At 61.6% G+C, this 26252-nt stretch carries 24 protein-coding genes and 1 pseudogene; 18 read left to right on the top strand and 7 right to left on the bottom strand.

Going from position 1 to position 26252, the window contains the following annotated elements:
- Nucleotides 1–152 precede the first annotated feature (152 nt).
- Nucleotides 153–1973, bottom strand: coding sequence for a UvrD-helicase domain-containing protein (locus K3M67_RS19840; protein ID WP_285833127.1), 1821 nt, complete (start codon nt 1971–1973; stop codon nt 153–155).
- 11 nt (nt 1974–1984) lie between these two features.
- Nucleotides 1985–3840, bottom strand: a pseudogene (locus K3M67_RS19835) (ATP-dependent nuclease).
- 996 nt (nt 3841–4836) lie between these two features.
- Between K3M67_RS19835 and K3M67_RS19830 the strand changes: the two are divergent.
- The 10 genes from K3M67_RS19830 (at nt 4837) to parT (ending at nt 16586) form a co-directional block, all read left to right on the top strand.
- Nucleotides 4837–5412 carry a hypothetical protein gene (locus tag K3M67_RS19830; RefSeq protein WP_285833126.1) on the top strand — a complete coding sequence of 192 codons (576 nt, stop codon included), beginning with the start codon at nt 4837–4839 and terminating at the stop codon, nt 5410–5412.
- 28 nt (nt 5413–5440) lie between these two features.
- The gene (locus K3M67_RS19825) at nt 5441–6784 is read left to right on the top strand and encodes a 7-cyano-7-deazaguanine synthase (RefSeq protein WP_285833125.1); all 1344 of its coding nucleotides are present in this window, start codon (nt 5441–5443) and stop codon (nt 6782–6784) included.
- Nucleotides 6777–7955, top strand: coding sequence for a helix-turn-helix domain-containing protein (locus K3M67_RS19820; RefSeq protein ID WP_285833124.1), 1179 nt, complete (start codon nt 6777–6779; stop codon nt 7953–7955). Before K3M67_RS19825 ends, K3M67_RS19820 begins: the two co-directional genes overlap by 8 nt.
- Complete coding sequence (locus tag K3M67_RS19815; protein WP_285833123.1) at nt 7942–8565, top strand: PIN domain-containing protein; 624 nt, start codon at nt 7942–7944, stop codon at nt 8563–8565. The genes K3M67_RS19820 and K3M67_RS19815 overlap by 14 nt, the downstream gene beginning before the upstream one ends.
- Before the next feature lie 672 nt (nt 8566–9237).
- Nucleotides 9238–9804 carry an RNA polymerase sigma factor gene (locus K3M67_RS19810; protein ID WP_285833122.1) on the top strand — a complete coding sequence of 189 codons (567 nt, stop codon included), beginning with the start codon at nt 9238–9240 and terminating at the stop codon, nt 9802–9804.
- Nucleotides 9797–10798 carry a FecR family protein gene (locus K3M67_RS19805; RefSeq protein ID WP_285833121.1) on the top strand — a complete coding sequence of 334 codons (1002 nt, stop codon included), beginning with the start codon at nt 9797–9799 and terminating at the stop codon, nt 10796–10798. Before K3M67_RS19810 ends, K3M67_RS19805 begins: the two co-directional genes overlap by 8 nt.
- A gap of 84 nt (nt 10799–10882) precedes the next feature.
- Nucleotides 10883–13453 (top strand): TonB-dependent receptor, encoded by a 2571-nt coding sequence (locus tag K3M67_RS19800; protein ID WP_285833120.1) that lies wholly within the window; start codon nt 10883–10885, stop codon nt 13451–13453.
- Between the two features lie 173 nt (nt 13454–13626).
- The gene (locus tag K3M67_RS19795) at nt 13627–15537 is read left to right on the top strand and encodes an Atxe2 family lasso peptide isopeptidase (RefSeq protein WP_285833119.1); all 1911 of its coding nucleotides are present in this window, start codon (nt 13627–13629) and stop codon (nt 15535–15537) included.
- Between the two features lie 87 nt (nt 15538–15624).
- On the top strand, nt 15625–16104 hold the full coding sequence (gene parS / locus K3M67_RS19790) for a type II toxin-antitoxin system Prs ADP-ribosylating antitoxin ParS (protein ID WP_285833118.1): 480 nt from the start codon (nt 15625–15627) through the stop codon (nt 16102–16104).
- Nucleotides 16101–16586 carry a type II toxin-antitoxin system Prs ADP-ribosylating toxin ParT gene (gene parT / locus K3M67_RS19785; RefSeq protein WP_285833117.1) on the top strand — a complete coding sequence of 162 codons (486 nt, stop codon included), beginning with the start codon at nt 16101–16103 and terminating at the stop codon, nt 16584–16586. Before parS ends, parT begins: the two co-directional genes overlap by 4 nt.
- A gap of 75 nt (nt 16587–16661) precedes the next feature.
- Here parT and K3M67_RS19780 read toward each other — a convergent pair whose 3' ends face one another.
- From K3M67_RS19780 to K3M67_RS19765, 4 genes are all read right to left on the bottom strand, one after another.
- Nucleotides 16662–18422, bottom strand: a complete 1761-nt coding sequence (locus tag K3M67_RS19780) for an asparagine synthase-related protein (RefSeq protein ID WP_285833116.1) — start codon at nt 18420–18422, stop codon at nt 16662–16664.
- Nucleotides 18422–19075: a lasso peptide biosynthesis B2 protein gene (locus K3M67_RS19775; protein ID WP_285833115.1), complete on the bottom strand. Its 654-nt coding sequence runs from the start codon at nt 19073–19075 to the stop codon at nt 18422–18424. Before K3M67_RS19775 ends, K3M67_RS19780 begins: the two co-directional genes overlap by 1 nt.
- A 65-nt stretch (nt 19076–19140) precedes the next feature.
- Nucleotides 19141–19275, bottom strand: coding sequence for a benenodin family lasso peptide (locus tag K3M67_RS19770; RefSeq protein ID WP_285833114.1), 135 nt, complete (start codon nt 19273–19275; stop codon nt 19141–19143).
- 159 nt (nt 19276–19434) lie between these two features.
- A complete protein-coding gene (locus tag K3M67_RS19765; protein ID WP_285833738.1) occupies nt 19435–20223 on the bottom strand; it encodes a GntR family transcriptional regulator in 789 nt (262 codons plus the stop codon).
- On the opposite strand from K3M67_RS19765, the gene K3M67_RS22005 reads away from it, so the two are divergent.
- Complete coding sequence (locus K3M67_RS22005; RefSeq protein ID WP_502958910.1) at nt 20224–20430, top strand: hypothetical protein; 207 nt, start codon at nt 20224–20226, stop codon at nt 20428–20430.
- A gap of 316 nt (nt 20431–20746) precedes the next feature.
- Here K3M67_RS22005 and K3M67_RS19755 read toward each other — a convergent pair whose 3' ends face one another.
- A complete protein-coding gene (locus K3M67_RS19755; RefSeq protein WP_285833113.1) occupies nt 20747–21166 on the bottom strand; it encodes a hypothetical protein in 420 nt (139 codons plus the stop codon).
- Between K3M67_RS19755 and K3M67_RS19750 the strand changes: the two genes are divergently transcribed.
- From K3M67_RS19750 to K3M67_RS19720, 7 genes are all read left to right on the top strand, one after another.
- Nucleotides 21155–21742: a hypothetical protein gene (locus K3M67_RS19750; RefSeq protein ID WP_285833112.1), complete on the top strand. Its 588-nt coding sequence runs from the start codon at nt 21155–21157 to the stop codon at nt 21740–21742. The two genes, K3M67_RS19755 and K3M67_RS19750, sit on opposite strands and share 12 nt — an antisense overlap.
- Nucleotides 21739–22521 carry a DsbC family protein gene (locus K3M67_RS19745; RefSeq protein ID WP_285833111.1) on the top strand — a complete coding sequence of 261 codons (783 nt, stop codon included), beginning with the start codon at nt 21739–21741 and terminating at the stop codon, nt 22519–22521. The genes K3M67_RS19750 and K3M67_RS19745 overlap by 4 nt, the downstream gene beginning before the upstream one ends.
- 229 nt (nt 22522–22750) lie before the next feature.
- Nucleotides 22751–23053, top strand: coding sequence for a hypothetical protein (locus K3M67_RS19740; protein WP_285833110.1), 303 nt, complete (start codon nt 22751–22753; stop codon nt 23051–23053).
- A gap of 124 nt (nt 23054–23177) precedes the next feature.
- Complete coding sequence (locus K3M67_RS19735) at nt 23178–23444, top strand: type IV conjugative transfer system protein TraL (protein WP_093087990.1); 267 nt, start codon at nt 23178–23180, stop codon at nt 23442–23444.
- 8 nt (nt 23445–23452) lie between these two features.
- Nucleotides 23453–24088, top strand: coding sequence for a TraE/TraK family type IV conjugative transfer system protein (locus K3M67_RS19730; RefSeq protein ID WP_285833109.1), 636 nt, complete (start codon nt 23453–23455; stop codon nt 24086–24088).
- The gene (locus K3M67_RS19725; RefSeq protein WP_285833108.1) at nt 24072–24845 is read left to right on the top strand and encodes a type-F conjugative transfer system secretin TraK; all 774 of its coding nucleotides are present in this window, start codon (nt 24072–24074) and stop codon (nt 24843–24845) included. Before K3M67_RS19730 ends, K3M67_RS19725 begins: the two co-directional genes overlap by 17 nt.
- Nucleotides 24842–26242, top strand: coding sequence for a TraB/VirB10 family protein (locus tag K3M67_RS19720; protein WP_285833107.1), 1401 nt, complete (start codon nt 24842–24844; stop codon nt 26240–26242). Before K3M67_RS19725 ends, K3M67_RS19720 begins: the two co-directional genes overlap by 4 nt.
- Nucleotides 26243–26252: the final 10 nt, after the last annotated feature.

The following is a 26252-nucleotide window of genomic DNA, read 5'->3' as shown; positions in this document are numbered from 1 at the left end:
TTTGTCGCCATTGAACCGCTGACGTTCGATCTCCAGGTGCAGACAGTCCGTTTACCCTTTCTGTGCGATCAATTGGCCGGCAGGCGATGGTCCGATTTGGAGCGGAGAAGGTGGTATAGCTACCATTCCCGCGATCCCCGGGGAGTCCAAAATCAGCCAGATTTCAGAAGAATGCATACATCGTCGCTCGGCGTCATGATGGTAGTGCGCGATTTGGCCCTGGTAACGCTGACCCGGAAATTCTGCCGGGCCTGAGATAGATCTCCATCGGCTTTATTCTCCCGCACGATCCGATCCGGGTTTGCCTTGATCTCCTTGCCAACCCGCATCGGCCACCCTTCAAAAATAATCACCTCGTCAAACTGCTTTCCCTTGGCCTTGTGCATGTTCATAACGACAACGCCGCTTTCGGGGCGCTGCGCATTGGCGAAGTGATCCTGCACAAACGCGAGTCGCGTGATATCTAGGGCATCTGCGTAACGGCCACGCTCCCGCCAGTTCTGCTCCAGCGTGTTGCGCAGAAGGTTGCCGCGTTCGAGCAGGCGCACGTTGCGTGCATCGTTCGCGATCGCCTGAAGCCGCGGGCAGGCGCCGTCGGCAAGGATAGCGCGGACCGCGATCCAGTCCTTGTCAGGATCGCCGGTCATGACGATCTGCTGGCTCACGGCAAGTACGCCGGCGATCGCGTGGAGGACGCTGTTCGCGTGCGGGGCTTGTGCCGCGGTGATCCGCTGGTTCCATTTCCCTAGCGCGCTCTCCAGCTTAGCAGCCTCGGCCAGATCGCCCTTGCCAGGTCCAGACCCGCCGCGACCGCGAAAATACTGGCATATGAGGTAGACGAGCTGGTCGAGTTCGTCCGCCGCGCGGGTCTGTTGGAGTAGATAGGCGATGACGTCGGCCCCAAGTACCGGGCCCTCCATGTCGATCGACGCGGCGTGAGAGATGGCCGGCACGTTGCCGAACGGATCGCGGAGGACGTCGGAGACCAATCGCATCTTTCGTTTGGTGGGAACGAGGATGGCCAGTGCCCAATCGCGGTTGCCAGTGGCGATCAGCCGCGTGCGGGCCTGGAGCACCTGCGTGACCAGCGCTGCGTAAGCCTGGTTACGGTTGGAAGGAAAGCCGCAGAACGCGATGCCGGCATAGTCCGACTTGCTGAACTTGCCAGTCAGCACCTCGTTGCCGAACAACAGTATGTCCGTGCCCTTACTGCGATGATTGTCCGAGCCGAGCTCAGTGAAAGTCGGGGTGAATGCCGCCTTAAACTGGTCAAGCCGGGCCGGGTCGGCGCCGATAAACTCAAATATGCGCTGCTCGGGATCAGCCAGGGTGATTAATGTGCAACGATCGCCCAGTGCTTTCACCACGCGCCACTGGTCCGCACTCGTATCCTGAAACTCATCGAAGATGATGAACGGGTAAACGATGGCCGTCACCGCGCGCAGCTTGGCCGAACCTTCGAGCAACCGCGCCACGAGATCGGCGAAAAGATCGAAACAAACCTTGCCGTCGGCAAGGGCCAAACGATCTCGCTCGGCCTTCTCGCGGGATCGCTTCTCAGCCAGTGGGCCTTCGTCGAGCTTGTTGTCGGGTCCATACTCACGCCTAATTTCCGCGAGAGCGATTGCTTCGCCAGGCGGCGTTAGGATGGATATCCGGCGCGGCAAGCCAACAAGATAACCGTGCGTTTTGAGCAGTCGCCAGAAAAAGCTGTGATAGGTGTCGACCTCGATCCGGCTCCTTTCGGCAGCGGAAACATCCTTTTCCTCGGCTATGGCTTCGAGGACGCGGGACACTGTCGCCCGTGCGAAACTCAGGAAGAGCACTCGCTGGCCGGGCTTGAGCGTCTCCCGGGCGATCTTCGCGGCTTTCAGGATCGAAACGGTCGTCTTACCAGAGCCGGGCCCGCCGGTGACCAACTGATGGCCATCGGTCGCGAGTACGATATGCTGTTTCGGCGTCAGGTCGACCATGGCAACCGCTGTTAGCCCGGAATCGCAGCAAAGTCCGTACCGGTAACACCATGGCCCGGCATCGGTGGCATGGGCGGCAGTGGCGGGGTTGGTGGTGGATCGCACAGCAGGCGCAATTGCAAACAGGTCTGACGGAACCAAAGTGGGATCTCTTCCTCCGAGCATTGCGCAAGGAAGTCGGCTATGCCCCAATTGCCCTTCGACCATTGAAAATAGTCCATAAGCGCATCGCGCATGTTGACGTTGCCGCCGCTATGCTTCGTCACGAGGTGCGGAGGCCATGTCAGCGTCTGCGAGAACCGGTTCATCGCCTCCACCGTCGTGTTCTTGAGGACGAGATCTTCGATGCCCTTTTCGGGGTGCATGAACAACCTCTCGACCTGGGCTTCGATCGCCTGCTGCGCTGCGGCGGTCTGCAGATCACACAGGGCGAACACCCGCTTGCCGAGCCCCGCATAGAGCATACCGAGATCGGCGATCTGGGTCTCGGTTTTAGCGTTGATGACGGTGATGCCAAGGGCTTCTATCGAACTGTAGTTCGCCGGGTTGAGATCGGAGAGACGACGCGCAACGACCGGAAGCGACGCCGTTTCCGTGTCCCCTTCTGCGATAAGCACGCGCCTGGCCAGCAGACCTTCGCAGAATTTCGTCCGGAGTCCTGGCGATAGCGCTTGTGTTTCACGCTGTCAGGAAGGGTGATCGATGACTGGTTCAACACGCCTTGGTTGGTCCGCGAAAGGATGACGGTCTCGTCCAGGCCGAACTCCTCCAGCACGTAGGGGGAATGCGACGTGATTATCGACTGAGCCGAAAGTTTGCGTAGCTCATGGACAATCCGCTTTTGCGCATACGGAGGAATGGCGGTTTCGACTTCCTCCATGGCAAAGATCACGTTCTGCTTGTCCTCGGCGATCTGAGAGAGAAGCGCCAGGACGAGCATGTTGATTGTGCCCGTACCCTGCCGGTAGAAAGGTGCGGCATAGTCGCCGCTACCGGTGGCGATGAATGCGGTGATAACTTTGCGCAGATGCTCGCGGGTCAGGCTCGATACGCGCAGATGTGGCTTCGCCCCCCATTCGCGCGGCACGTATTTCTTGAGCGAGGCATTGAGGCTTTCGAGAACGCCGCTGATCCCCATTTGGGGGTCGCCGGCAACATCCAAGGCCGAAAGCGCTTCGAGCGTGCCTTCCCATAGCCGGGGCCGGATTTCCTTCAGGCGAAGGATGATGTCGAGGAGGCTGCCATGCTCAAGGCTGAGCGCGCGCGACCCGGTCCGCAGCGAACGGAGGAACAGGAAACCACAATGCTGCTTATCGATCTTCCTAAACTGCGTCGGGGAGTCGTCTTCGGTTAGGCTGCGCGTGAAATAGGTGGCGCCGCTAAAGTCATCCTCGTCCGGTTCATATTGACCGATGAAGGTCACTCGCAGGGCAGCCAGGACGGTCTCCGCATCGATACCGGCTGGATTCGCCTCAGCGAAAAGCGTCCCATCCACCGTGTTGAGCCATTCGATGCTGCCGCCAAAGCGTGCAAGCTGCTCTTCCGACAGATCGGTGATCGTCACTTCGATCTCGATTCGCGGCGCCACCGCTTCCGCCGGCTGAGCGAATGCGCCGTCAACGGGAGCCTCCGCGCCGTCTCCAGGGTCTACGGGAACGGGAATGAGATAGCGCCCTTCGAAAAAGTCGTGCTCATCGACTGGCGGTCGACGCGAGAGCCGGTCAGGCCCCAGGACCAGATCGATGGCCTCGAGAACGGAGGACTTGCCGGTGTTATTGTCACCGATGAGCACTGCGTGCGCGGGGAGGCAAATAGTAGCGGAACTAATGCCGCGAAAGTTGTTGATCGCTACCGAATGAATGCGCATGGCTGCCTTCGAATCCCCCGTGGCCGCGCAAGATGACGTAACGTCGGCCGACTGGAAAGAGAAAGGCGCCTTGTTCCATTCATTCTGGACCAGTTCAGGTGCTTCGTCGCGGCACGTGCGCCAAGATTCCGGCTAGGGCAACACATAGCGATCCGCCGGCATGGCGCTTCGGACCTATTTGCACGGACGCAGCAGCAAGGGCTACCCTGCGTCACGCGTGACTTCGGTCGTTCAGGCCAATCGGCGCCCAGCACTTCCAGCTTGAAGACCCACAACACGTTAGCCGCGCAAGCACTGCTTTTAATCGGCTGTCGATGAACCGCAGGAACCCGACGTCTGATAATGGCGCTCAAGCGTTTTAAGTGAACAGCAGTCCAGCTTGAAAGCGGAAGCACCGACCCTTATGTAAGGTGAACAGCCGCCGCTGTAACCTTGCAACCGACCTAACTGCTACCTTGTAACTGAGAAACCTTAGGCGGCACCAACAACGACTGCTAAGCAGTCGGTGCGTGAGGTTTTGTGGTTATGACAAAGTGGAAGTGGGACGCTCTGGTTGAGATTGCGCGGATTTACGCGAACGGTGGACACCCTATTTTAGGCGGTGTTCTGATCATTTTATTGGCATTTATACCGCTGTTCTTTATGGTCGCGGCAGCATTACTCCGGTGAAAAATCTATGGCTGGGAAGATTCCTCATTGATATTCCCGGTACTACCGAAGCGATATGCTTTCATTTGATTGACGAAAAGCCTGTTCAAAAAGCGGAAAGCGATCATTGGGAGACTGAGAGTGGTGCGTCGCTGCCATCGCTCTCGATATTACGCGGCTAGCATCTCACTCGTGGCTTTCTGCCGCCCGCCCCCTATTTAGGTCGAAAAAATAAAACAATATTTTCAAAGTTTTATGTCGAACGAACGCCGTTCATGTCAGATGTTTCCATACTATAATTGACATTGTCAGATTATGTCATATTAATTCTGACAATGGAGGTGGCGCATGACCGATGGACCATTCCGAAATATGCCGTTGAATGCCCGATGGAAGCGCTACGGGGAAGACTTAGTCAACGATGCGAAAAGCTTAGATGAACGTGTAGCTCGAGCAGGCGATGCCATGCTCGCGAATGTAGATCTCGGCGAAATCGCAATGCTGGTCGCGGCGCTCAGGGAGTACGATAATCGGCTGCAGCTGGATTTCGATCCTCTGGGCTCGATCCAGCGCATTATCGAACAGCACGATGGCGGTTGCTTGACCGACGAGCTTGCGAGAAATCTGATGGCCAATCTGCATAGTCAGACTCCTCTCGCTACCGCCATCGACAATGCGCTGACCGATATAGCTGCGGATTTGATCTCGAGTTCAAAGAACCGGCTGGACGTACACTGCATCGAAGCACGCGAACTCGGTGACATGAAAGCGGCCGAATATCCAACGGCGCTCGCGCGAAATCGCGACACCTTTGCCGCGATTGACGCAGCTAAGATCGCAAATGCTCTGGAAATGGGCGATCGGCGTGCTTTTGCAGTAGGCCTTAAGAAAAAGGTGGGCACGGACGATGGTCCAGACTTCTGAGAATCGTTCCCGCCGCGGCCCTGCCACGATGAACAAACGACTCTTTGTGGCCGAGCACGGCGATGATGCAATCAGTCAACCGCCGATCGGCGCAATTGTCGCGGAAATCGGAACCGAAATCGTTTTCGATCCATCCGGCCTCGATCGCTACAATGTCAAAGGATTCGAGCCTTGCCACTATGACCTCCTTGTAATCTGCGCCGCGATTGAACTGGCAGACAGGCGATGGAAGCGGCCACAAACCTGGAAGCGATCACTCGAACTCTCGATCCCAGTGATCGATCTGAAGCGCTGGAACCGCGGCGATGTCCAGGAAGCACTCAAGGCTACGCTTTCAAAGCTGACCGGAGATAGATGGCACTTCCATTTTCGCGAGGCGAATTCCCATGCGCCAATAGGCAGCAGGCAGCGCCCGCTCGTTTTCGACGAGCGATGGAAATTCGCCATCGCCTATAGCGACGGGCTGGATTCTCGCGCCGTCGCCTCGCTGTGCGACCCCGCCGGAAAAGTGCTGTGCATCCGTGTGTCGGGCAACCGTCAGCGTAGGGCCGATGGAGATAGTCATTTCGACAGGATTCCATTTAAGGTCCGCAGTAGCCGTGGCCGGGAAAGCAGCTTTCGCTCGCGTGGTTTCCAATTCGCGGCAATCACGGCGGTCGCTGCACATCTAGCCAAAATCGAACGGGTGGTCGTTCCCGAAAGCGGACAGGGCGCACTTGGCCCAGCATTTCTGCCTCCCTACGGCGTCTACCGCGATTATCGCAATCATCCCGTTTTCTTCCGACTGATGGAAAAATTTCTAGACCTCTCGCTGGGTAGCGGAGTCCGATTTGAGCAGCCTCGCCTGTGGTCCACCAAGGCTCAGACCCTCAAAGCGTTTCTGGCACTTCCCTCGCGGGATGATGACCATCTCAGAAACACCCGTTCCTGCTGGCAACAACGGAGTATCGTCAATGTCGGCGGCCGCAAACAGTGCGGCCTGTGCGCGGCCTGCCTGCTTCGCCGCATGAGTCTGTACGCAGCCGGCGTAACCGAACACGACGGTGCCTACGTCATTTCCGATCTCGGCACCCCTTCTGCCGCAGAGGCCTTAGCGACCATCGCGAGCGAGGTAGACCGGGAGATCATGATTGAATACGGGACCGCCGGCGTTCGCCACTTCCAGGATTTGGCAGAAATGGCCGTTTGGGACGACGGGAAAATTCGCGTCCATGTATCGGAAGTGGCGACCGCTCTGGGCGAAACGAACAACGAAACGAACAAAAATTTGAGACTATTATTAAAGCAGCATGCCGACGAATGGGTCGCATTCCTCGCTTCCCGGGGCGAGCAAAGCTTCCTTCTAAAGTGGTTGGGAGGCCTCAATGACTGACCTGGTCGAAATCAGCGCGCAGGAACTTGGTCGGCGGCTCCGGCTCGCCCGCGAGACTGCCGGAGTGAAGCAGGAGCGTGCGGCCGAGGCTATCGGCACGTCGAGGCCAACGCTTGTATCGATTGAACAGGGCGTTCGAAAAGTCAGAATTCAAGAAATCCAGAAGCTCGCGCAACTCTATGGCATGTCCGTCAATGCGCTGCTGCGCCGTGAAGCTGTCCATACCAACCTCATACCCCGGTTCCGCAGGCTACGGGAATCCGAAGACGAACATACCCTCCAAGCCATTGGAGTGCTGAACGACCTTATAAAGGCCGATATCGAAATCGAGAATGTCCTCGGTATCCGAAGGAAAACGAATTACCCACCGGAACGGGGCATCGATCAAGGCGATGTCGTCGAACTCGCAGAACGGCACGCCGAGGACCTGCGCAAGTGGCTCGGGCTGGGACCGGGACCTATCGCAGACATTTTCTCGGTCATTGAGCTGGGCCTCGGTATCCGGCTCTATCAGCGCTGCCTGTCTCCCTCGTCGAAGATCGCCGGTCTGTTCACGTACGACGAGGATGTGGGGGCGTGCATTTTCCTGAACGCCAGCCATCCCCTTCCACGGCGTATCCAATCGGCTGCACACGAACTCGGACACTTCATCGGTACGCGCCGCAATCCGGAGGTCCTTGAGGAAAATGAACGCTTTCTCTCCCGCGAAGAGCGCTACGCCAACGCCTTTGGCCGCGCATTTGTCGCTCCAGCCGAGAGCTTTGCAGAGAGTTTTCGCCGCCTGAAGGAGATTACGGGTAAGGTCACCCGCCGACTGATCATTCTACTTGCTCAGGAATACAATATTTCCCGACAGGCATGTGTTCTCCGGCTCGAGGATCTCGGCCTCGCAAATAAGGGAACGTGGGCCTGGTTTCAGGACAACGGGGGCATTACCGAGGACCATGTCCGGGACGTCTTAGGAGAAGCGGGATCTCGCCCCGACCCGGCGAGGACCGATGCGCAGCGCCAAGTGTCCCATCGCCTGAGCCTTATGGCCCACGCTGCGTGGAAACGCGATCTCATGTCAGAAGGCCAACTGGCGGATCTCCTGCGCATCGACAGGTTGGAGTTGCGTGGGATTATCGACCAGATCGAACTTGAAGAGAGCGAGCTCGATGGCGAACTTTGATCCGGGGATCGCGCATGGCACCTCGCTCATCCTCGACACAAGCGTTGTGATCAACCTTCATGCCTCGGGTCATGGGGTGGAAGTCCTTGCGGCGCTTCCCTTCCGCCTGGCCACGCCAGGCATCGTGTCCGATGAACTGGACCGGCAGAGTAGTAAATCTAGCGGAGAGCGCGATTTTCTTGCCCAGGCATGCACGTTGGGCCTCATCGAACGGATCGAAATGACCGACGACGAGTACCAGATGTTCACGCAACTCGTCGTCGTAGCCCCCTCGCTGGATGACGGAGAAGCCGCAACCATCGCAATAGCTCAGTCGCGCGAATTCGTTCCCGTCATCGACGAGCGAAAGGGCCGCGCGAGGGCGCTTACCATAATGGGTCAACAGTCGCCTGCTTGGTCGCTGAACCTCATTCGCCACCCTACGGTCGTCAGCAAACTCGGAGAACACGCCGCGGCCGAGGCACTGTACAATGCATTATACCGAGGACGAATGCGGATCGCGGCTGATCACGCCGATCAAGTGATCTCCGTGATCGGACTTGAACAGGCGCGCAGATGTACATGCTTGCCCGGCTACAAGGAACGTTTTCAGGTTCTGCCAGTCCAATAGGCATCGCGGTCTGAAGCCAGCCTCCCAGCGCGAGTGATCCCCGCACATTGTCGTGACACGTGCTCACCGCGCCAACTTGAAACGCTCAGATTTTTCACATTGGCCAATGCCAGATTTCCGCGAACGGCAGCTTCCGGGAACGTCAACACGCTGGCGGGATGACTCGGATGGGATGGATTGCTGTCACGAGTTTTCCATTCGGCACAACCTCTCGAACGTCCGTTTACTGGGTAGCTGTGCTCCAAAGCGGACCGAGCAAAACGTCCCCATCCTTGCCCTTGTGGAACCGGCCGAAAGGTCCCCGTCCTTGCCTCAAACCAGACTGGTTTTGGCGGCCGCGGCTATCACTAACGGGGCTGAGGAGCGGAGCGCAGACTTCCACCACGGGACAGAATTATGCCTGCGCCACCGTACCGCCGACACATAAACGTCACAATGCCAATCTTTTAGGTTGAAGATCTCCTTCAATCCGGCAAGGTAAACCCGCTGCCGCTGAAAGCGCGGAAGCGGGGCGTCGAAACCTCCTCTATGCAGGCTCGGTCACAGTTTCACTGGGGCCGGGTGGCATGCGCGCATGTCCAGCCGGCGACGGTAAAGGCGCATGCGCCTGTGCATAGCAGGTTTCGAACATCCGGCTTTGGCCGTCGCCCCAAGTGGACATAGGTGCGACGAATGGGCCAGGGCAAAAGCGAAGGTCGAAGTATCGATCTTCAGATTGTGAGCAATGATAACGGCGAGCGGTTCAGCTTCACCGACTTCTATCGACGAGAGCGACCTCGCCTGATGCGCTTCTTCACCCGTCAGCTCGGAAATCCGGCGGATGCCGACGAATTCAGTCAGGAAACCCTCGCCCGCTTCGTGCGAACAGCCCCTCACCCTGCGCTTGGCAGCCCGCGCGCCTATCTGACAAGGATTGCGACCAACCTTCTGCGTGACCATGCCGAACGCGGATCGACACGCCTCGCGCGGCAATCGACGCAGTTGGAGGACGGTTACCATGCGATTTCGACCGACGACCCTCATCGAGACCTGCATTCCCGACAGGAACTGGCACGCTGGACCGCGATCCTCCAGCAGCTTCCGGCCCGCACCCTGGAAATTTTCCTTCTCAATCGGTTAGAAGGCTGTAGCTACCGGCAGATCGCGTCAGATCTTGGAGTCCCGCATTGGGTCGTTCAAAAGCATATGCTCAAGGCCATCAAGCTCATCACGCACCACCGCAGCGCGGACGATGATTGACGGCCGCGCTTCCGTCACGGCCCGGGACCGGCGCGTTGCCCAGAAATGGGTGCTGCGGATGCTTGACGAACCCGAGCGCCATGCACAGGCCCTCGCCGACTGGATCGCGGAGAAGCCGGCGAGATACGATCTCTATCTCGGACTGCTGAGCGATGTGCAGGAAGCCGGAGAGGCCGGCGCATTGCTAGACCTTCCATCTGCGCGTCCGCCGGTCGCGCGACCGTTGTGGACCAGGGCCGTCCCGGCCGTGGCCGCAGCATCGCTTCTATGTGGGCTCATCGCGTCAGCCGCTCTTTTTCAGTTACTCAACGCCCCCGCGCCCCACGTTGCAGACAATGACGAGGTGGCCGCTCCGCTCGTCACGAAGCTTGGAGAAGTGCGATCGCTCAAACTGGCCGATGGCAGCCAGGTCGTCCTCGACACGGACACGGCCATGTCGGTCTCGATGACATCTGCCCGCCGCGAGATCGTGCTCAAGCGCGGCCGCGCAAGATTTGTCGTCGCCCATGACAAGAGCCGGCCATTCTTCGTCCGTGCAGGAGGCCTCGAGGTCCGCGCGACAGGCACGATCTTCGACGTGCTGTACAGGAACAATGTCGCGGTGCATCTGATCGAAGGCGGGGTCGAGGTGCAATTTGCGCCCCAGGGGAAGAGCGCGGGCGGGAAATTGCTGCTGCGACCAGGGCAAATTCTGGCCTTGCGCCGTGGACAAGCCCCTCAATCTGTCGTCATTCCTGCTCGCAGGTCCGACCAGCAGTGGGTGAGCGGCGTGAAGAGTTTCGACAATGTACCGATCCGGGAAGTGATCGTCGAGGCGAACAGCTACAGCGAGACCAAGATCGAACTGGTTCCGCCGAGCCTTGGCGACCGGGAGATATTCGCGGACATCCATATCCGGGATATTGAGCGGGTGGCCGAAGCGATCAGCGGTTTTCTCGATCTCGGCATCGATCGCTCGAAAGAGAAGCGTCTGATCCTGACGGCCCACAAATAATTTTGCTGTCACAGCTTCAATCCCGAACTGCCCCGTCTTTTGAACTGAGCCTCACAAAGGGGCGGTTCGAAAAAGGGGCAGACAATGGGTACGGGAAAGTTCGCGCTTCTGGGGAGCGCCGCGATTTGCCTGGGCATGATGGCGCCGGATGCGTCGGCGCAGGAGATCAGGCACAGCTATGATCTGCCGGCACAGGATCTCGGCGAAGGGTTGCGCGCCATCGCCCGGGCGAGCGACTATCAGCTCGTCGCCGATCCCAAGTCCCTCAAGGGCCGCCGGGCACCAGCCCTCTCGGGAGAATATACGGTCGAGGATGCAGTGGCGGCGCTGCTTGCGCAGTCCGGACTCACCGCCGAGATCAGGGGGCGCACGATCACCCTTCGGGGGCGAGCAGCGCCGTCGCGCGAAGAGGTAGAGGGCGCGGCGGACAATCAGCTTTTCGTAACCGGATCGCGCATCCGGGGCGCCAAGCCCACCTCCCCGGTCATTGCCGCGTCGCGAGAGAAAATTCAGGGATCGGGCTATACGGACCTTGGTTCCTATATGCGCACCATTCCGCAGAATTTCAGCGGCGGGCAAAATCCGGGGGTCATTTCCAGCATCCAGACCGGTTCGGAAAACACCACCTCATCCTCCACGCTCAATCTGCGCGGCCTTGGTGCCGACGCCACGCTGACGCTGCTTAACGGCCATCGGGTCGCCTACGATGCCGTGAGCCAGGGGATCGACATTTCCGCGATACCCCTGGCCGCCATCGAACGTATCGAGATTGTCGCGGACGGCTCGTCGGCCCTTTACGGATCAGACGCGGTAGGCGGCGTCGCCAACATCCTGCTGCGCCGGGACTATGACGGTCTGCTGACGAGCGCGCGCTTGGGCGCGGCCACAGATGGCGGGGATGTCCAGCAGCAATATAGCGCGGTGACCGGCCGCCGCTGGAATGATGGCGGGTTCATGATTGCGGGCGATTTCAGCAAGGCGACCGACGTCACCGCTTCGCAACGCTCCTATATGCGTTCGCGCCAATCCAGCATGACCCTGTTGCCCTCGCAGCGGCAGGTGAGCGCCGTGTTGGCAGGCCATCAGACGCTTGCCGATGTCGTCGAGTTCGAGATCGACGCCCATTATAACCGCCACAAATCGGTCGCGGCCCTCCCCTATAGCGCGACGCTCGATGTGCGGCAGAGCGGCGTTATCAGCCGTCCCGACATTGAAGGCTACTCCATCAGTCCGTCGGCCAAGTTCCGCCTGCCGGCCGGATGGGAAGTCATAGCGCGCGCGACGCGCGCCGTCAGCGACAGCAAGATCACCGCCGAAATCTATTCGGGAGGCAGCGCTTCGGCCGTCAACCACGTCCGCTACAAGAATGATCTCTGGTCCGCCGAATTCAGCGGCGAGGGTCCGCTGTTCGCGCTGCCCGGCGGCGACGCGCGCCTTGCCGTCGGCGCCGGCCTTCGTTCCAACGGTCTGGGAGCGTCGATCAGGCGGATCACCGCGACGGCGACGACCTCCCTCCTCAACTATAGCGATGGTCAGACGGCGACCTTCGCCTATGGTGAACTTTTCCTGCCCCTGGTCGGGGATCGCAACGCGGTTCCCCTCATCCGGTCGCTCCAACTCTCAGGCGCCGTCCGCTATGAGCGCTACGACGAGATAGGCGGGCTCGCGACACCCAAGATCGGCATCAGCTATCAGCCGATCGGCGACCTCACGCTCAAGGGCGCGTGGGGCAAATCGTTCAAGGCGCCGACGCTGAGCCAGCAAAACACCGTCCGGCAGGGCGTGCTCCTCTTCCCCGCTTATTATCTCCCCGCGCCGCCCACTAGCCGGAACGTCCTCCAGATCAGCGGCGGCAGCAAGGATCTGGAGCCGGAAAAGGCAACCACCCTTACCCTCTCTGCGGAACTCAAACCACACAAGGTGCCCGGCCTGCGGCTCGAAGCGAGCTATTTCGATGTCCGCTACAGGAACCGCGTCGTCCGCCCGATCGCCGACAGTTCCCAGGCCTTCAAAGCCGAATATACCGATCTCATCCTTCTCAATCCGACCCTGGAGCAGGTTCTGGCGGCGACGAGCGGCCTCCCTTTGGGCGTCCAGAACCAGACCGGCGGCGTCTACGACCCTGCAAATCTGGCGGCTATCATCTTCAACCAGCTTCAGAACGCCGCGCGCCAACATATCCGTGGCGTCGATGCCTCCGCCTCCTATGAATTTTCTGACGGCGACAATCAGTTCCATCTCGAGGCGAGCGGGAGCTATCTCAAGAGCGATCAGAGGCTGAGCGCGAGCCAGCCGACGATCGTCCGGGCCGGCACAATCTTCAATCCGCCCCACTGGCGGGGCCGGGCCAGTGCCGGCTGGCGGCGCGGAGCCTTCGGCACGACCCTGGCTTATAATTATATCGGCGGCACCGAAGACCGGCGCACGACAACGACCTTCAAGGTCAAGGGCTTTCATTCCGCCGATGCCACGCTGAGCTGGCAGCCGGAGGGGAGCGGCCTCTGGAATGGCTGGTCCTTCCTGCTCTCGGGCCAGAATATCCTCAATGAAAAGCCTTCGGCGATCCGCGCCACCGCCACCAATCCGACCTATGACGCCACCAACTATTCCAGCATCGGGCGCCTCATCAGCTTCACTGTCTCAAAGGCCTGGTAATGCTCATATCCCTTGTCATGGGCATATCCGGGGCAGGTGCGGCCACAGGCCCGGCCGCACCTGCATCACAAGACTGCGCGCATCTCCTGCAGCCGAGCACGTCGCTCACCCGCCCCCGCCCGGTCACTGATCGCGACCTCATCGAGACACTCGACCTGGGACCGAATGCAGCGATGGAATCCGGTCCCTTTTTTACCCTGTCGCCCAGCACCGGAAAGGTCGCGGTCGGTGTCCGGCGCGCCAGTGTCGCGAATGACAGCTATTGCACCGGCATCACCGTCATCGATCGCAAGGGGGCTGCGCGCCTGATCGATGCCGGACCAGGCGTCGCCTTCTTCCGGTTCGAGGATTTCTATGGAACGAATGGATTTTCCTCGGGGATCACCAAGCTGATCACCCCGCGCTGGTCCGCTGACGGCAGGATGCTGGCCTATCTCAAGCTTGTCGGCGGCCGGCTGCAGCTTCGCCTGTGGGATGCCCAGCGCGGTGCCCGGACCATAGGCGCCGACCCGCAGGACATTGCGGATTTCCAGTTCAGCGCTGATGGCGCCATGGTCATCTACAAGGTCCGGGATGAAGCCGCGCAGCTCCTGGCCCTCAAACAGGAATCGCGATCGGGGTTCCACTATGACGATCGCTACTTTCCTTTCGCCTCGACCCGGCCCTTCCCCAAGGGTCGGCCATCCTATCTGTACAAGGCCATCCGCCTCGCCGACGGCACTGTCCGGGCCGCCACCCAGGCCGAGGTCGCATGGCTGGACGGACCGGTTGCGCCCAGCCAACCCGAAGGAGCCGTCCGCCCCAAGACCGTTCGGGATGCCAATGGCGTCGACCATGTCGCGGCAATCAGGGGGGCGAGCGAAATTCGCTGCGGGAGCGAGACCTGCGCGCAGGTCGAAGGGATGCCGTGGCTCTCCGTGAAGGGCGCCGTTCGCTACGTGCGGCGCGAAGGCTGGGCGAGAAGCGAGATGGCCATCTATGAATGGACGATCGGCTCGGCCCAGCCGCGCCGGCTCTACGCGACCTCCGACCTGCTCATCGATTGCACGCCGATCGCGGATGACGTGCTGTGCGGTCGCGAGGGTTCGACCCGGCCCCGCTATCTCGATCGCATCAGCCTTGAAACAGGCAGATCCTCCGCGCTGTTCGATCCCAATCCAGCCTTCGACAAGCTGTCGCTCGGCCGCGTCGAGCGGCTCCAATGGAAGAATGACCGAGGCATAGAATGCTTTGGCGACCTCACCTACCCGCCAGATTATGAGCAAGGCCGCCCATATCCGCTGATCGTCGTCCAATATGAGAGCCGGGGTTTCCTGCGCGGCGGGACGGGCGATGAATATCCCGTCCAGCTCTTCGCCCGCGAAGGCTATCTTGTTCTCACCGTCCAACGGCCACGCTCGCCGCTTTTTGGCCTGGGCCTTTCCTCGATCGAACGGCAGCGGCGCCAGAATGAGGGGTTCGACGAGAGGCGAAGCATCCTGTCAGCCTATGAAACCAAGGTCCGGCAGTTGATCGATGCCGGCATCGCCGATCCCGAGCGGATCGGCATTACCGGCCTCAGCGATGGCTCGACGACCGTTCAATATGCCGCGCTTCACAGCACTCTGTTCAAGGCCGCGGCGGTGAGCGGCTGCTGCTGGGAACCCTCCCAGACATGGGTGCTGGGGTCTTCCCTCCAGGCCAATTATGAGCGGCTGGGTTGGCCCGCATCACCGGATGACAAGCCTCAAATGTGGGCGGACATCTCGCTCACGCGCAACGCCTCCCGCGTCGCCTTCCCGATCCTCATGCAAGCGGCGGACGGCGAATATCTCGTCGCCCTCGAAGCCGTCCGTGCGCTCAAAGCCGCCAGACGCCCGGTCGATCTCTATGTGTTTCCCGACGAGGTCCATATCAAGCGCCATCCCGCTCACCGGGCCGGCATTTATCGGCGAAACCTCTTATGGTTCGATTTCTGGCTGAGAGGCAAGAAACCCAGCGGTCCGGGGCAGGATGCCGATGAAGTGGCGCGATGGGCGGACATGCAGCGGCAATCTCAGGGCACCGCAGCCGACGGTGGAAACGGGGGAGCGAGCGGCCACTGACGGCGCGCCATCGCCCCGCCCTCCCCGACACGCAACCTTGCGGACAATGCTCAAAGGCGCCATATAAATGCTCAAAGGAGCATTGCCATGTCCGAAGTCGAGGTTGGCCGCCGCAAGCCGCAGGGAAAAAACCCACCGCCTTTCGCCTATAAGGCGCTCTATCGGGCGTCGCCCGTCGACCGGATCGGATTCATCAAGAAGGGCGTGGCAGCCCGCGATCTGAAGCGCTTCATCGTCGCGCTGCATGTGGACCAGAAAGTGATGTTCAACGCGCTCAACCTCAAGACCGCAACGGTGAACAAGAAGGCGGCGAACAACCAGCCGCTTTCGACCGAAGACAGCGAACGCGTGCTCGGCCTCGCCAAACTGGTCGGCCAGCTTGAAGACATGGTCGAGGAGTCGGGCGATGCCGAGGGGTTCGATGCACCCGAATGGTTCTCGACCTGGCTGCGGCAGCCGCTTCCCGCTCTTGCCGGCGTGAACCCGATCGACTTGCTCGACACGATGGAAGGCCAGGCGCTGGTCTCCCGCACATTGGCGCAAATCCAGAGCGGCACCTTTGCGTGACGACGAGCTTCTGGAGGATCGCCACTGACACCAAGGCCTATGAGGCCGACGACATGACGGGCGCCGGCGCGAAGATCACGGGCGGCCGCTGGAATGACGTCGGCATCGCTCTTGTCTATGCGGCAAGCAACCGGGCGCTCGCCTGCCTTGAAACCGTCGTCCATCTCAATAGCGGAGGGCTGCCGCTCAACCGCTTTCTTGTCGAAATCGCGGTACCCGACGACATGCTGGCTGCGGCGGAGTTCGCCACGGGTGGAAGTCTGGCGGTCGGTTGGGATGCCGAGCCGGCCGGCAGAGTCAGCATTTCGTTCGGGTCGGCATGGGCGCAGTCCCTGCGCACGGCGTTGATGCTCGTCCCCTCGGTCATCGTGCCCGAGGAGCAGAATCTGCTCATCAATCCCGCGCACCCGGACGCAGGACGGATCACGGCTCGCAAGGTGCGTAAATGGCTCTATGACCCCCGGATGATCCGCAAAGCCTGACGGCACCGGATCGACCGACGGTGGAGAAGATTGCGCCGTGGAGCCCGCGCAGCGCCAGTAGCACCTCACAATCCGCTATCCGCTGCGCCTGCCGTTCCAGTGCGCGATCCAGGCTTCCATATCAAGAAGGGTGAGCAGACGGACATAGGAAAGCCCCATGGCCGGACCACGCCCAAGCGCAGTCTCGATCGCCTGCCTGTCGACCAGCCGCCGGCGGGCGAGTTCGCCATCCAGAAGCCGCTCGCGCACCGCTGCGCTGTTGCGGCTCAGCACCTCCATGGCGAAACCGCCGGGGCTTCCCTTGCGCCGACGATCCCTCACCAGCGGCGGCAGGCGATCATGATAGGCTCGGCGTGCAAGGGCGCGATCGCGCCCGCCCTCGACCATCTTCCAGGTCGGGATAGCGAGCGCCGCCTCCACCACCGGCTGGGACATGAGCGGATTGATCATCGGCATCCCATATTCGCGCAGATAGCCTTCCAGGTGATTCTGGACCCGCAAGAGAAAGGCGACCTGTCCGGCCTTGCCGGGACGGCTACGCTGCTGCTCATAGAGCCAGATGTGCTGAAGCGTGTCAGGCTTCATGTCCGCGATGACGTCCTGCGCCACCGCCTCGATATTTCGGCGCCAGCTATAAGCCTGCCGCATCGGACCGATGGAGCGCGCCGCAGCCCAGATCGCGGAGGGCAGCGGCGTCTCGGTCACCACCGCGATATTGCGCAGGGTCGAAAAGGCCTCAGCTCCGATTCCCCTGGCCCGGAGACAATCGAAAAAGGGCCGGACCGAACTGCTGTTGTAGAAGACATTGTCGCCGCCATTCCCGGTATAAACGGCGTCAGCACCACAACCTGCGGCCCGGCGCATGACGAGGGCGTGATAGGCGACCTCGTGGATCTGTCCGATCGGCTTTGGAAAATGCCGGGCGACCGATCGCGCAAGATCGACATCGGCATGGTCATAATGCGCCTCGAGTAAATCGACGCCGACCGATGACGCCATCACCCGCGCATAGTCCCGCTCGTCACCATTGCGATTTTCGGTCACCAGCGTGACGCACCGGAACGGCGTCCTGGTCCGCGACAGTGCGGTCGCCACGATCGAGGAATCGAGCCCGCCCGACAGGGTCGAGAGAATATCGGACGAGGTGGAAGCCCAGGCAGCGACGCAATGATCGATCGTTCGCCGCAACCGCTCCGCTTCACGTTCGCTGTCCCAGCCCGCGCACTCCTCTACATGTTCCCAGGGCGACCAGAAGGATGACAGCCCGGCGGCACCGGGGGTCAGGGCGACGGATGTTCCCGGCAGCAATTCTTGCACGCCATCGATCGCGGTCGTCGCACTCGGCAAGTCCTTGGCAACCAGATAGCGCGGGATCTGGTCCCAGGCGATGCGGGGCCTCAGGAAGCCCGCATCAACCAGCAAATGCGCGTCCGACGCGATGGCCCAGCCCAAGGGCAATTCCAGAAAATAGCAGGGCATGGCTCCGCCCGGGTCGCGTGCGAGACGGACCACGCCATCCTCGCGGCCAAGCAGGACATAGCCGCCCCAATAGCGCTCCTTGAGAACCGACAGGGCGGATGAGCCCGACAGTTCCTCCAGCGCCAGTCGGTCCTGCGGCGTAACCCGTGACGCGGGACCGTGCCTTGGAAACAGCGTGCCGACGACCACATGCTCTCGGCTGCCAAGCGGCAGGACAAGATCGGGAGGGCTCGCCCAGAGCCGACCTTGGGGCACGCTGCCGCAGGCGGGAAGGCCGGTCCGCTCCGCGATCGCCCGCGGGTCATGGGCAAGGCCGTCCTCGCCCCAACCGAGCAGGATCAGATATCGACCAAGCATCAGATGGCCAGGATCGGTTCGAAGGGGCGGATATGTTCGAGGCGGTCGTTCAAAACCAGGTCATCGGCCTGGACCCAGCAATGCGCGGAAAAGGGCGATGCGCTGACGCCGATGACGAGCTTTGCCCGATATCCGGTCGACAGCAGAACCTCGAAAAATGCAATCGATCGGGGCAGGCATTGCCCGCTGCGCGGGAGCAGCCAGGTGGCCGCGGCGAAGGAGGATGCCAGAGCTGTCCATTCGCGTTGCGAGGCAGTCGCCTTGACGTCCGCCGCGCGCGATCGCCGTTCGATCTGCTCGACGACGGTGCCGAAATCGCAGAAGCGCAGGCGGGCGATGGCGCGGATATGCGCGTACAGGAATGCAAACCGGTATTTCCAACATGCAGCGTCGAGATTGAGCGCCAGCTCGCGCGTCGCGCGCGCGACGGTGACCGGCTGCGGCAAGCCCGCGGCGCCCTCATCCTCGACAAGGATGCCGCCTCCCACCAGCGAAGCCAGCGCCGCCCCTGGAGCCTTGCCCTGGAGCAACCGCTGAAACGCCAGATCCTTTTCGGGTTGCAGCCCGAAATAGCGATCCGCCGCAACGTCAAGGAAGATCGCCCGGTTGCCCGTGACGCAAAAGGAAAGCCCGTCCCTCAACCTGTATCCCATGCTGGCCCTCCGACACTTCACGCCGATGGCAAAAGACGCGCGCCACAGGGACGCGCGTCCTCTTGTCAGTCGTCGGCGATGCCGAGCTGGCGAACCTGGCCTCCGATATTGTCGGAATCGTCCAGCGCCGCGCCCTGGGTTTCGATCGAGGCGACGCCGAAATCGACGACGCTGTCTTCATGCGCGTGGATGTTGCTCATCTTCATCTCCATCATGTCACCGCAACTTTTGCGGCAGGACTGATGCTATGAAAGGATGCGCTTATATCCGAACTTATAAGGTGCCATTCTGACATCTTATAAGCTTGCAATAGTGGGAAGGCTGTGACGTCGATTCCCTGTTCTTCAGGCCTCGAAAACTCAGTCTGCAATCGACGCGAGTAGCATTGTACTGACGATCTGCTCCACCCGCACCAGCCGGCGCTTGTGATATTGGGAAATGGCGGCGCCGGTTTCGCGCCTGTTTCCCGCACAGGCAGAGCTCCACAATATGCGCAATTCCTGTGCCCTTCGGCTGATCACCTCTTCACACAGCCGCAATATGTGAAGACGTTCGCCCACGATGATGATCGCATCGAGATGCTCATCATTGGGCGAACAGGCGCAGATCCGCGTAAAAAGTTCCGCAGTGGCATCCGCAATCCGGACCGAATCAAGCTTGTCGTCATCAAGGAAGGGCGGCGGCGGCCCGATCCGTTCGAATCGCACCATGACCTTGAGGGCCGCGCGCACGATATCGGCATGCCAGCTATAAAGATTATAGGCCCGCACCCGCGTCATGGCCGGCATGGCGAAACCGCCCCCGCCCTGCACCGATACCAGCCGCTCGCCGACGAGGCGATGAAGCGCATCGCGCACCGGCGCGATGCTTGTGCCATATCGTTCCGCCAGGGCCTGCACCACCAGCGGCGCTGCCGGAGGCGGCTCTCCGCTCAGGATCAACTGCTTGAGTTCCCGATAGATGCGGTCGGCGGTGACGGTCTCCGGCGCCATCAAAGGCTCCTCATGCAGAGGGGCCTTGTCCAGCCGATCCGCCACCGCCGCCTTTGGGCTTGAGGAAGGTTCGCAGATGAGGCTTGCGATGAACTCGACTGTAAGCCGTTCCATTTCGAACATGTCGTCGAGGAAGAAATGCCTGGGGACGTGCATATGGTGCTCCAGAAGCATCATGGGAATGAGGAGATGCGCCGACGAAAGCCCGAGGGCATGGGCGCAGGCGATATGATCATCGATCCGGGACTTCGGGTTGCCCGATTCGATTTCCCTGAGCCATCGCACACCGATCCCGACAATGGCGGCGAATTGCTCTTGTGTAATGCGCTGGCGCCTGCGCCGTTCTTCAATGCGGCGACCTGAGATCGACTTGACCTCGGCTAGTATCGACGCCCCTTCGTCAAAGGCGTTGCCTTGAGATGCGCTCATCAGGACCTCGCTGATCGCGTCTCAAAGCACCCATGCACATTCCGATGGTTCAAGTTTTGGGGGAAATACGCTTCCCGTCAAATATTATCGCTACCATTTTGACAGTGGGGCCGCCCAAGACCGGCGGCCAAAGGACCGAGCTCTCGCTCGATCCTGCCGACACCATGTCGCCGACGGGGGACTGCACCCTCTCTTCCCTTCGACGGCAATAGATGGAGCAGCTAGAGCAAATGCCCCTGGCCAACCCCGGCTAGCCTTGCTGGAACAGGGAGGGAAGCCGCCGATATGCCTTGGCCAGGGCCTGTTCCTCGCTCGCCGCCATCACCGCGATGGCGGCCAGGTAAAGCCTGCCGATCGTCGGGCGGACACTGATGTGATCGGAGCGCGCGATGCGCTCGATGATATGGGCGGCGAAGGGCCTCAAATGCGCCGAAGCCCCGACATAATGGTCTTTTTTGCCGGCGAGGCGCTTGCACGAGGGCATTGCGAGCTCTGCGACGAGTTCCTCGGCATTCATGGCGTCGGCAAGGATCAGCGCGACCGAGAGGGTTGCGCCATAGGGAATGAAGTTCCGGGCGATTCTTGCCAGGCGGGAGTGACAGGAGAGGAACAGGTCGGTTCCCTCGTCCGACAACTGTAATCTGTACGTCTTCGAACGATGTCCGGCCATGCCCGCCTTTCCACGATTCGCATGATGTCCCCCTGCTCTGACGGGGAAAATCCGGTCTGGAGCTACGCCGGAGCAAAAAAATCGACAAAAGCGGCACTGAAATGCCGAATTCGGCACTTCAATGCCGGTTTCGGCTTTTCAGTGCCCTACCCGTTGCACCGATCCGGCACGATGGCCCACCACCGGCTCATCCCGACATGGGGTGAGGAGGCGCCTAGATCCGGCTCCGGACAAAGCCTTCCATCGGTCCATGCCGCCACAGGCGAGGCACGCGGCTTCGCCCTGCATCTGGAGACGAATATGATGTCGGCCACTCGACCGGCGATCATGGCTGGACTGCTGCTGTCCGGCATGATCGCGAGCCCATGCGCCCTGGCCCGCCCCAGTGCGCCACCGCCCGCACCCCCCCTCGTCGGTCCATTCAGCATCGCGCAGGCAGAAGGAGAATTTGTCATCCGCGCCGCCCGAAAACCCGCAGCGAGGTCGATGCCGTCGCAACAGATCGGCGCCACCGTGAGAATGGATGCCGACCTCCTCATTCGCCAGGCCCGGCCTATCAAGGAGATAGCGCGATGACCCGTGCGCCCTGCTTGCTTCCATCGCTACTTGCGAGCGTCGTCTTGCTGGCGTCAGGCGTCGCTGCCGCCGCCCCGACACAGGCAACGGAATCGGATCTCAGCGCTGCGGCGCGCGCCGCCGAAGCCAGCTTCCACCAAAGCTTCGCCAATCTCCAGTTCGAAGATTTCGGCCCTGCGCCCGTCAAAGGCCCCTTGTTTCAAGCGAGCGCGGGAGGGCGCATCCTCTATTATGCGCCCGACAGCGAGCATCTCCTGTTCGCCACCATCTATGACAGGAACGGCGTCAACCTGACCGCCCTCGCCCAGGATGCCAACGCGCGGAAAAAGCTCGGCCAGCTCGATCCCACCCAGGCGCTCACCATCGGACCGCCGGGCGCGCCGACCGTCATCGAGTTCACCGATCCCGACTGTCCCTACTGCCGCGCCCTCGACCGCTTCTGGGCAGCGAAGGCGGCCGAAGGAAAGCCGGTGCGACGGCAAATCTACTTTGTGAGCGCTATCCATCCCCAAGCCGCGTCCAAGGCCGAACATATCCTCTGTTCAAAGGACCAAGCTGGTGCCTTGCGCGCCACCTATGCCGGCGAGGCGCCAAAGCCGCTGCTTGCCTGCAAGGAGGGCGCCGTGCGCGTCACCGCCAATGCGCAGGCTGTCAAAGCCATGGGCATCTCAGGGACACCGACGCTCATTCTCGATGGCCGCGTCATTTCCGGCTTCCAGCAGGCCGAGATCGAGGCCTGGCTCGATGAGAAGCAGGCTCCCAAAAAGCCGCCCAGCTGATTTCCCCCACATTTGGCGGGCTCAGGGCGACGGGCGCCAGCGCGCCGACAATCTGAGCAACAGATGCCGGCGAGAGGGCCCCGTTACCAAGGAGCCACCCATCCCTTCGCTGGCCGTCAACGAACATCCGTGTCGGTGCCGGCAGGCATTTTCATGGGGAGGCTCCTTATTGCCTGGAGAAGAGCTCATGCTCAAACTTGCCTCACTGCCTGCCCCCTCCCGGAACCGGATGCGCCGCATCTCTTTTGCTTCGGCCGATGCCCTGGGAACCCTGCTTATCGCGATGACCCTGGCATCGGCCGCCCACGCCTTCCAGGCGCCGGCCGCCGGCGACCTTGGCTACGATATTTACGACATCGTGGTGAACCAGGGGGTGAAGGGGCCGCTCGGCTTCGTGGGCGGCGTCGCCGCCTTCCTGTTCGGGGTCAGCCGCCTCTTTTCCAACATCATGATCGGCATCCCGACCATCGTCGCCGCCGTCTGCCTCATTCGGGCGGATTCCATCCTCCAGACCTTCGGCATGATGGTCTGAGATACGCCTGAAACAGAGACTGGCGCGGATCTCAGGTCCTGGTCCGCGCCGGACACGGGGAGCGAATGGTCGCTCTTCGTAACAATCACGTCTGGTCGTACGTGATGAAGCAAGGGAGAAGGACGTGGACGAGAGACTTCCGCAATTTCTGCACAAGCCGGTCCAGATTCTCTGGTTCGACGCGCAGGAGTTCATCCTTGTGGTGTCCACCATTTTCGTTGCCGTCATCGTCGGCGGATATGTGGGCTGGTCGCTCCTCGGCGTCCTTCTCCTCTTCATTCCCTGGAAGCGGACCAAGCCGCGCGGCTTCATCCCGCATCTCGCCTGGCGCTGGGGGCTGCTCACGCTGCCCCGCTACCCCGGCCCGACCCAGACCCGCTTTTGCGAGTGAGCTATCCCATGTTCGGCAGATCATCCGCCCGAGAGACCAGCGATCCCTTGGCCGAGAAGCCCGCGAGCTTCGGCATCCATCGCTATCTCCAGGGGTCATCCAACCTGTTCGAAGAAAATCGGCTCCTCAAATTCTCGATTGCGGGGCTATTCGGCATCACCGCGGTTTTGGGGATCGCCCTTTACACGACGAGCCAGAACCAGCGGACAATCGTGGTTCCCTTCGGCGCGGGCGGCGATCTCTATGTGACCGGCGGCAAGCCCTCGCCCGCATATCTGCGCACCATGACGCGCAATATCGTCGCGCTTTCGGGCACCTATTCCGCATTGTCGGCCGACCGGCAGTTCGAGGAATTGCTCAGCATCGTCCACCCCACCGCCTATAATGGCATCCGCGACAGTCTGAACGCGATCCTCGACGAACTCACCACTAATCCGACGCTCTCGATCGCGACCTACATCCGGCCCGATCAGCCCGTCACCTGGACGGACCGCCAGATCCTGGTGCCGGTAGAAAAGGTCCGCGTCATCGGCGGCGTCATCCGCAAGTTCCGCGGCAATCTGCGCATCCGCTACACGATCGATGCCGGACGCTTCTGGCTCCTGTCTCTTTCCGAGGAGAATTTCGATGCCGAACTTCGGTAAGCGCCTCTGCGCGCCCTTCGCGGCGAGCGCGATCGCCACCATGCTGCCCATAGCGGCACTGGCCCAGACCATCACCGCGCTTCCCGACCAGACCAGCAGTATCCGCCTCTCCAACCGCGACATCAATCATCTCGTCTGCCAGGGCGGGGAGATCGAGGACGTCAAATTCTCCGCCGAAAAGGCGATCGCGGTCGAGAAGGCGGGCGCTGATGCCTGGGTCAAGTTCCTCGTCAAGGAAAACGACGATGCGGGCCAGGTGACGCGCAGCTTCGTCACCACGCCCTCGGAATTTTTCGTGACCTGTAACAGCGCGATCTATCCGCTCTATGCCGAGCCCTCCGACATTCCCGCCCAGACTGTGACCCTCGTGCCGGGCGCCAGCCAACGTGCCCGTGCCAATGGCGAACTAGTAGGGCCGCTGGTCGAGGAGGAGCGCGCCGTCTCGATCACCCTCTCGATGCTGCAGGACCGGGTGCCGGCAAGCTTTACCGAGGTCGCCGTCTCGCCAGGGCCGCTTGCGTTCAGCGCCGCGCCAGCGCTGAAGCTCACCGAACGCCGCCGCGTCACGATCGAGGGCACCGGCCTGTCGGCGTCGGAATATTGGGTCGAGGCGAGCGCTGATACCGACATTGACGAGCGGCTGTTCCTGGACGCCGCGATGGGCAAGCGCATCTTCAGCGTCACCCTCGATCGCCTGTCCCTGAAGGCCGGCGAGACCGCGCGCCTCATTCTGCTGCGTCGGGGAGAGACGCTGTGAGCGGCCCCGGCGACAAGGGCGGCGAGAAGCGGACGGGTGCGCAACCGACGGGCACGCAACCGATGGGCACCAGGCCCGACGCGCCGACCCAGCGGCCCCACGCCGGCATAAAGGGCTACTCCCGCCCGCCAAAGAGTAGGGACGGCGCCGGCGGCGAACCGGATGATCGCGCCGCCAGGGAGGTGCGCGGTCCGGCACTGCTCGACCTCAAGGCCCGCTGGGCGTTGCTGACGGCCCATCAGCAATTGCGCGCCCGCCAGGCCGGTGTCGGCGTCGTCATCGCACTATTCGGCTATGGCCTCTACACCGCCTCGAGCGGATCGAAGGACGAGGCGCCAGCGGCACCGGCGGCATCGCGCCTCGACATGGGCGCGGGGCTTCGCGGGGACAGCCTTGAGACCAAGGTGCGCGGCGACCTCAAGAAAATCCTCGACGGCCAGGCGCTGCTGGGCGACCGGGTGACCGCGATCGAGGAAGGCAGGATCGCCCTTGGCGGGCGAACCATCACGGACGCGGCAGAGGGCGATCTCCCCAGCGCCATGCCTGGCGACATCCCGGCCTTCCCGCCCAGCCCCAGCGGGCGCGAACTTGAGAGCGCTGACGGCAGCCTCCCGCCGCCTCCCATGCCGTCCGTGCCGCCTGCGCCGCCCGCCCCGCCGGTGGAGCGGCAGGTCGGCTCGATCGGGACCGCGACCGCCGCACTCACCGCCGACGCGGGCGACAAAGGGGCAACAGGCGTTAAAAAAAAGACCCGGACGATCTATTTGCCGCCTGGTTTCATGAAGGCGCGGCTGCTGACCGGGATCGACGCGCTCGCGAGCCGCGACGCGACCTCGAACCCTGAACCGCTGATCGCCCGCGTCCAGGCGCCCGCCGTGCTGCCCAATGATGTCAAGGCGAACCTGTCGGGTTGCTTCGTCATCGGCAATGCGACCGGCAGCCTCGCCAAGGAGCGGGTCGAGGTCCAGCTCGTCTCCCTCTCCTGCGTCGACTTTGACGAACGCTCGGTGGTCGATCAACCGATCAAGGGCTTCTTCGTCGATACCGACGGGAAGAAGGGGCTCTCGGGCCGGGTCGTCACGCGCGCCGGGGCCGCGCTCGCCCGCAGTTTCATTGCCGGCACGATCTCGGGCATGAGTCAGTCCGTCGAAAACACGTTCGGCGACACGTCGGTCTCCGCGCTTGGCACCGTTCGATCGCTTGATGCGGGCGACGCGGCCAAGTCCGGCATCGCCGGCGGCCTCTCCAAATCCTCCGACAAGCTCACCGACTTCTATCTCGATCTCGCCCGCCAGGCCGGTCCCATCGTCGAGGTGGGCGCCGCCAAGGATGTGGTCGTGGTGATCCAGGAGGGCGTCGCCCTCGAAATCAAGCCGACTGCGGGAAGCAAATTCTGATGCGCCCGCC

Source organism: Sphingobium sp. V4 (genome assembly GCF_029590555.1).
Classification (GTDB): Bacteria; Pseudomonadota; Alphaproteobacteria; order Sphingomonadales; family Sphingomonadaceae; genus Sphingobium.
Note: the sequence above shows the minus strand (reverse complement) of the source record. Positions and strands in the feature narration are given on the sequence as shown.

Coding starts and splice junctions, on each gene's coding strand:
- parS (WP_285833118.1), top strand. CDS start 15,625: ATGTCCGAAGTCGAGGTTGGCCGCCGCAAGCCGCAGGGAAAAAACCCA.
- K3M67_RS19800 (WP_285833120.1), top strand. CDS start 10,883: ATGGGTACGGGAAAGTTCGCGCTTCTGGGGAGCGCCGCGATTTGCCTG.
- K3M67_RS19750 (WP_285833112.1), top strand. CDS start 21,155: ATGTCCGGCCATGCCCGCCTTTCCACGATTCGCATGATGTCCCCCTGC.
- K3M67_RS19840 (WP_285833127.1), bottom strand. CDS start 1,973: ATGGTCGACCTGACGCCGAAACAGCATATCGTACTCGCGACCGATGGC.
- K3M67_RS22005 (WP_502958910.1), top strand. CDS start 20,224: ATGGTGCTCCAGAAGCATCATGGGAATGAGGAGATGCGCCGACGAAAG.
- K3M67_RS19805 (WP_285833121.1), top strand. CDS start 9,797: ATGATTGACGGCCGCGCTTCCGTCACGGCCCGGGACCGGCGCGTTGCC.
- K3M67_RS19830 (WP_285833126.1), top strand. CDS start 4,837: ATGACCGATGGACCATTCCGAAATATGCCGTTGAATGCCCGATGGAAG.
- K3M67_RS19725 (WP_285833108.1), top strand. CDS start 24,072: ATGCCGAACTTCGGTAAGCGCCTCTGCGCGCCCTTCGCGGCGAGCGCG.
- K3M67_RS19755 (WP_285833113.1), bottom strand. CDS start 21,166: ATGGCCGGACATCGTTCGAAGACGTACAGATTACAGTTGTCGGACGAG.
- K3M67_RS19770 (WP_285833114.1), bottom strand. CDS start 19,275: ATGAGCAACATCCACGCGCATGAAGACAGCGTCGTCGATTTCGGCGTC.
- K3M67_RS19780 (WP_285833116.1), bottom strand. CDS start 18,422: ATGCTTGGTCGATATCTGATCCTGCTCGGTTGGGGCGAGGACGGCCTT.
- K3M67_RS19820 (WP_285833124.1), top strand. CDS start 6,777: ATGACTGACCTGGTCGAAATCAGCGCGCAGGAACTTGGTCGGCGGCTC.
- K3M67_RS19825 (WP_285833125.1), top strand. CDS start 5,441: ATGAACAAACGACTCTTTGTGGCCGAGCACGGCGATGATGCAATCAGT.
- K3M67_RS19730 (WP_285833109.1), top strand. CDS start 23,453: ATGTTCGGCAGATCATCCGCCCGAGAGACCAGCGATCCCTTGGCCGAG.
- K3M67_RS19810 (WP_285833122.1), top strand. CDS start 9,238: ATGGGCCAGGGCAAAAGCGAAGGTCGAAGTATCGATCTTCAGATTGTG.
- K3M67_RS19815 (WP_285833123.1), top strand. CDS start 7,942: ATGGCGAACTTTGATCCGGGGATCGCGCATGGCACCTCGCTCATCCTC.
- K3M67_RS19795 (WP_285833119.1), top strand. CDS start 13,627: ATGGAATCCGGTCCCTTTTTTACCCTGTCGCCCAGCACCGGAAAGGTC.
- K3M67_RS19775 (WP_285833115.1), bottom strand. CDS start 19,075: ATGGGATACAGGTTGAGGGACGGGCTTTCCTTTTGCGTCACGGGCAAC.
- K3M67_RS19765 (WP_285833738.1), bottom strand. CDS start 20,223: ATGCACGTCCCCAGGCATTTCTTCCTCGACGACATGTTCGAAATGGAA.
- K3M67_RS19740 (WP_285833110.1), top strand. CDS start 22,751: ATGCGCCGCATCTCTTTTGCTTCGGCCGATGCCCTGGGAACCCTGCTT.
- K3M67_RS19745 (WP_285833111.1), top strand. CDS start 21,739: ATGACCCGTGCGCCCTGCTTGCTTCCATCGCTACTTGCGAGCGTCGTC.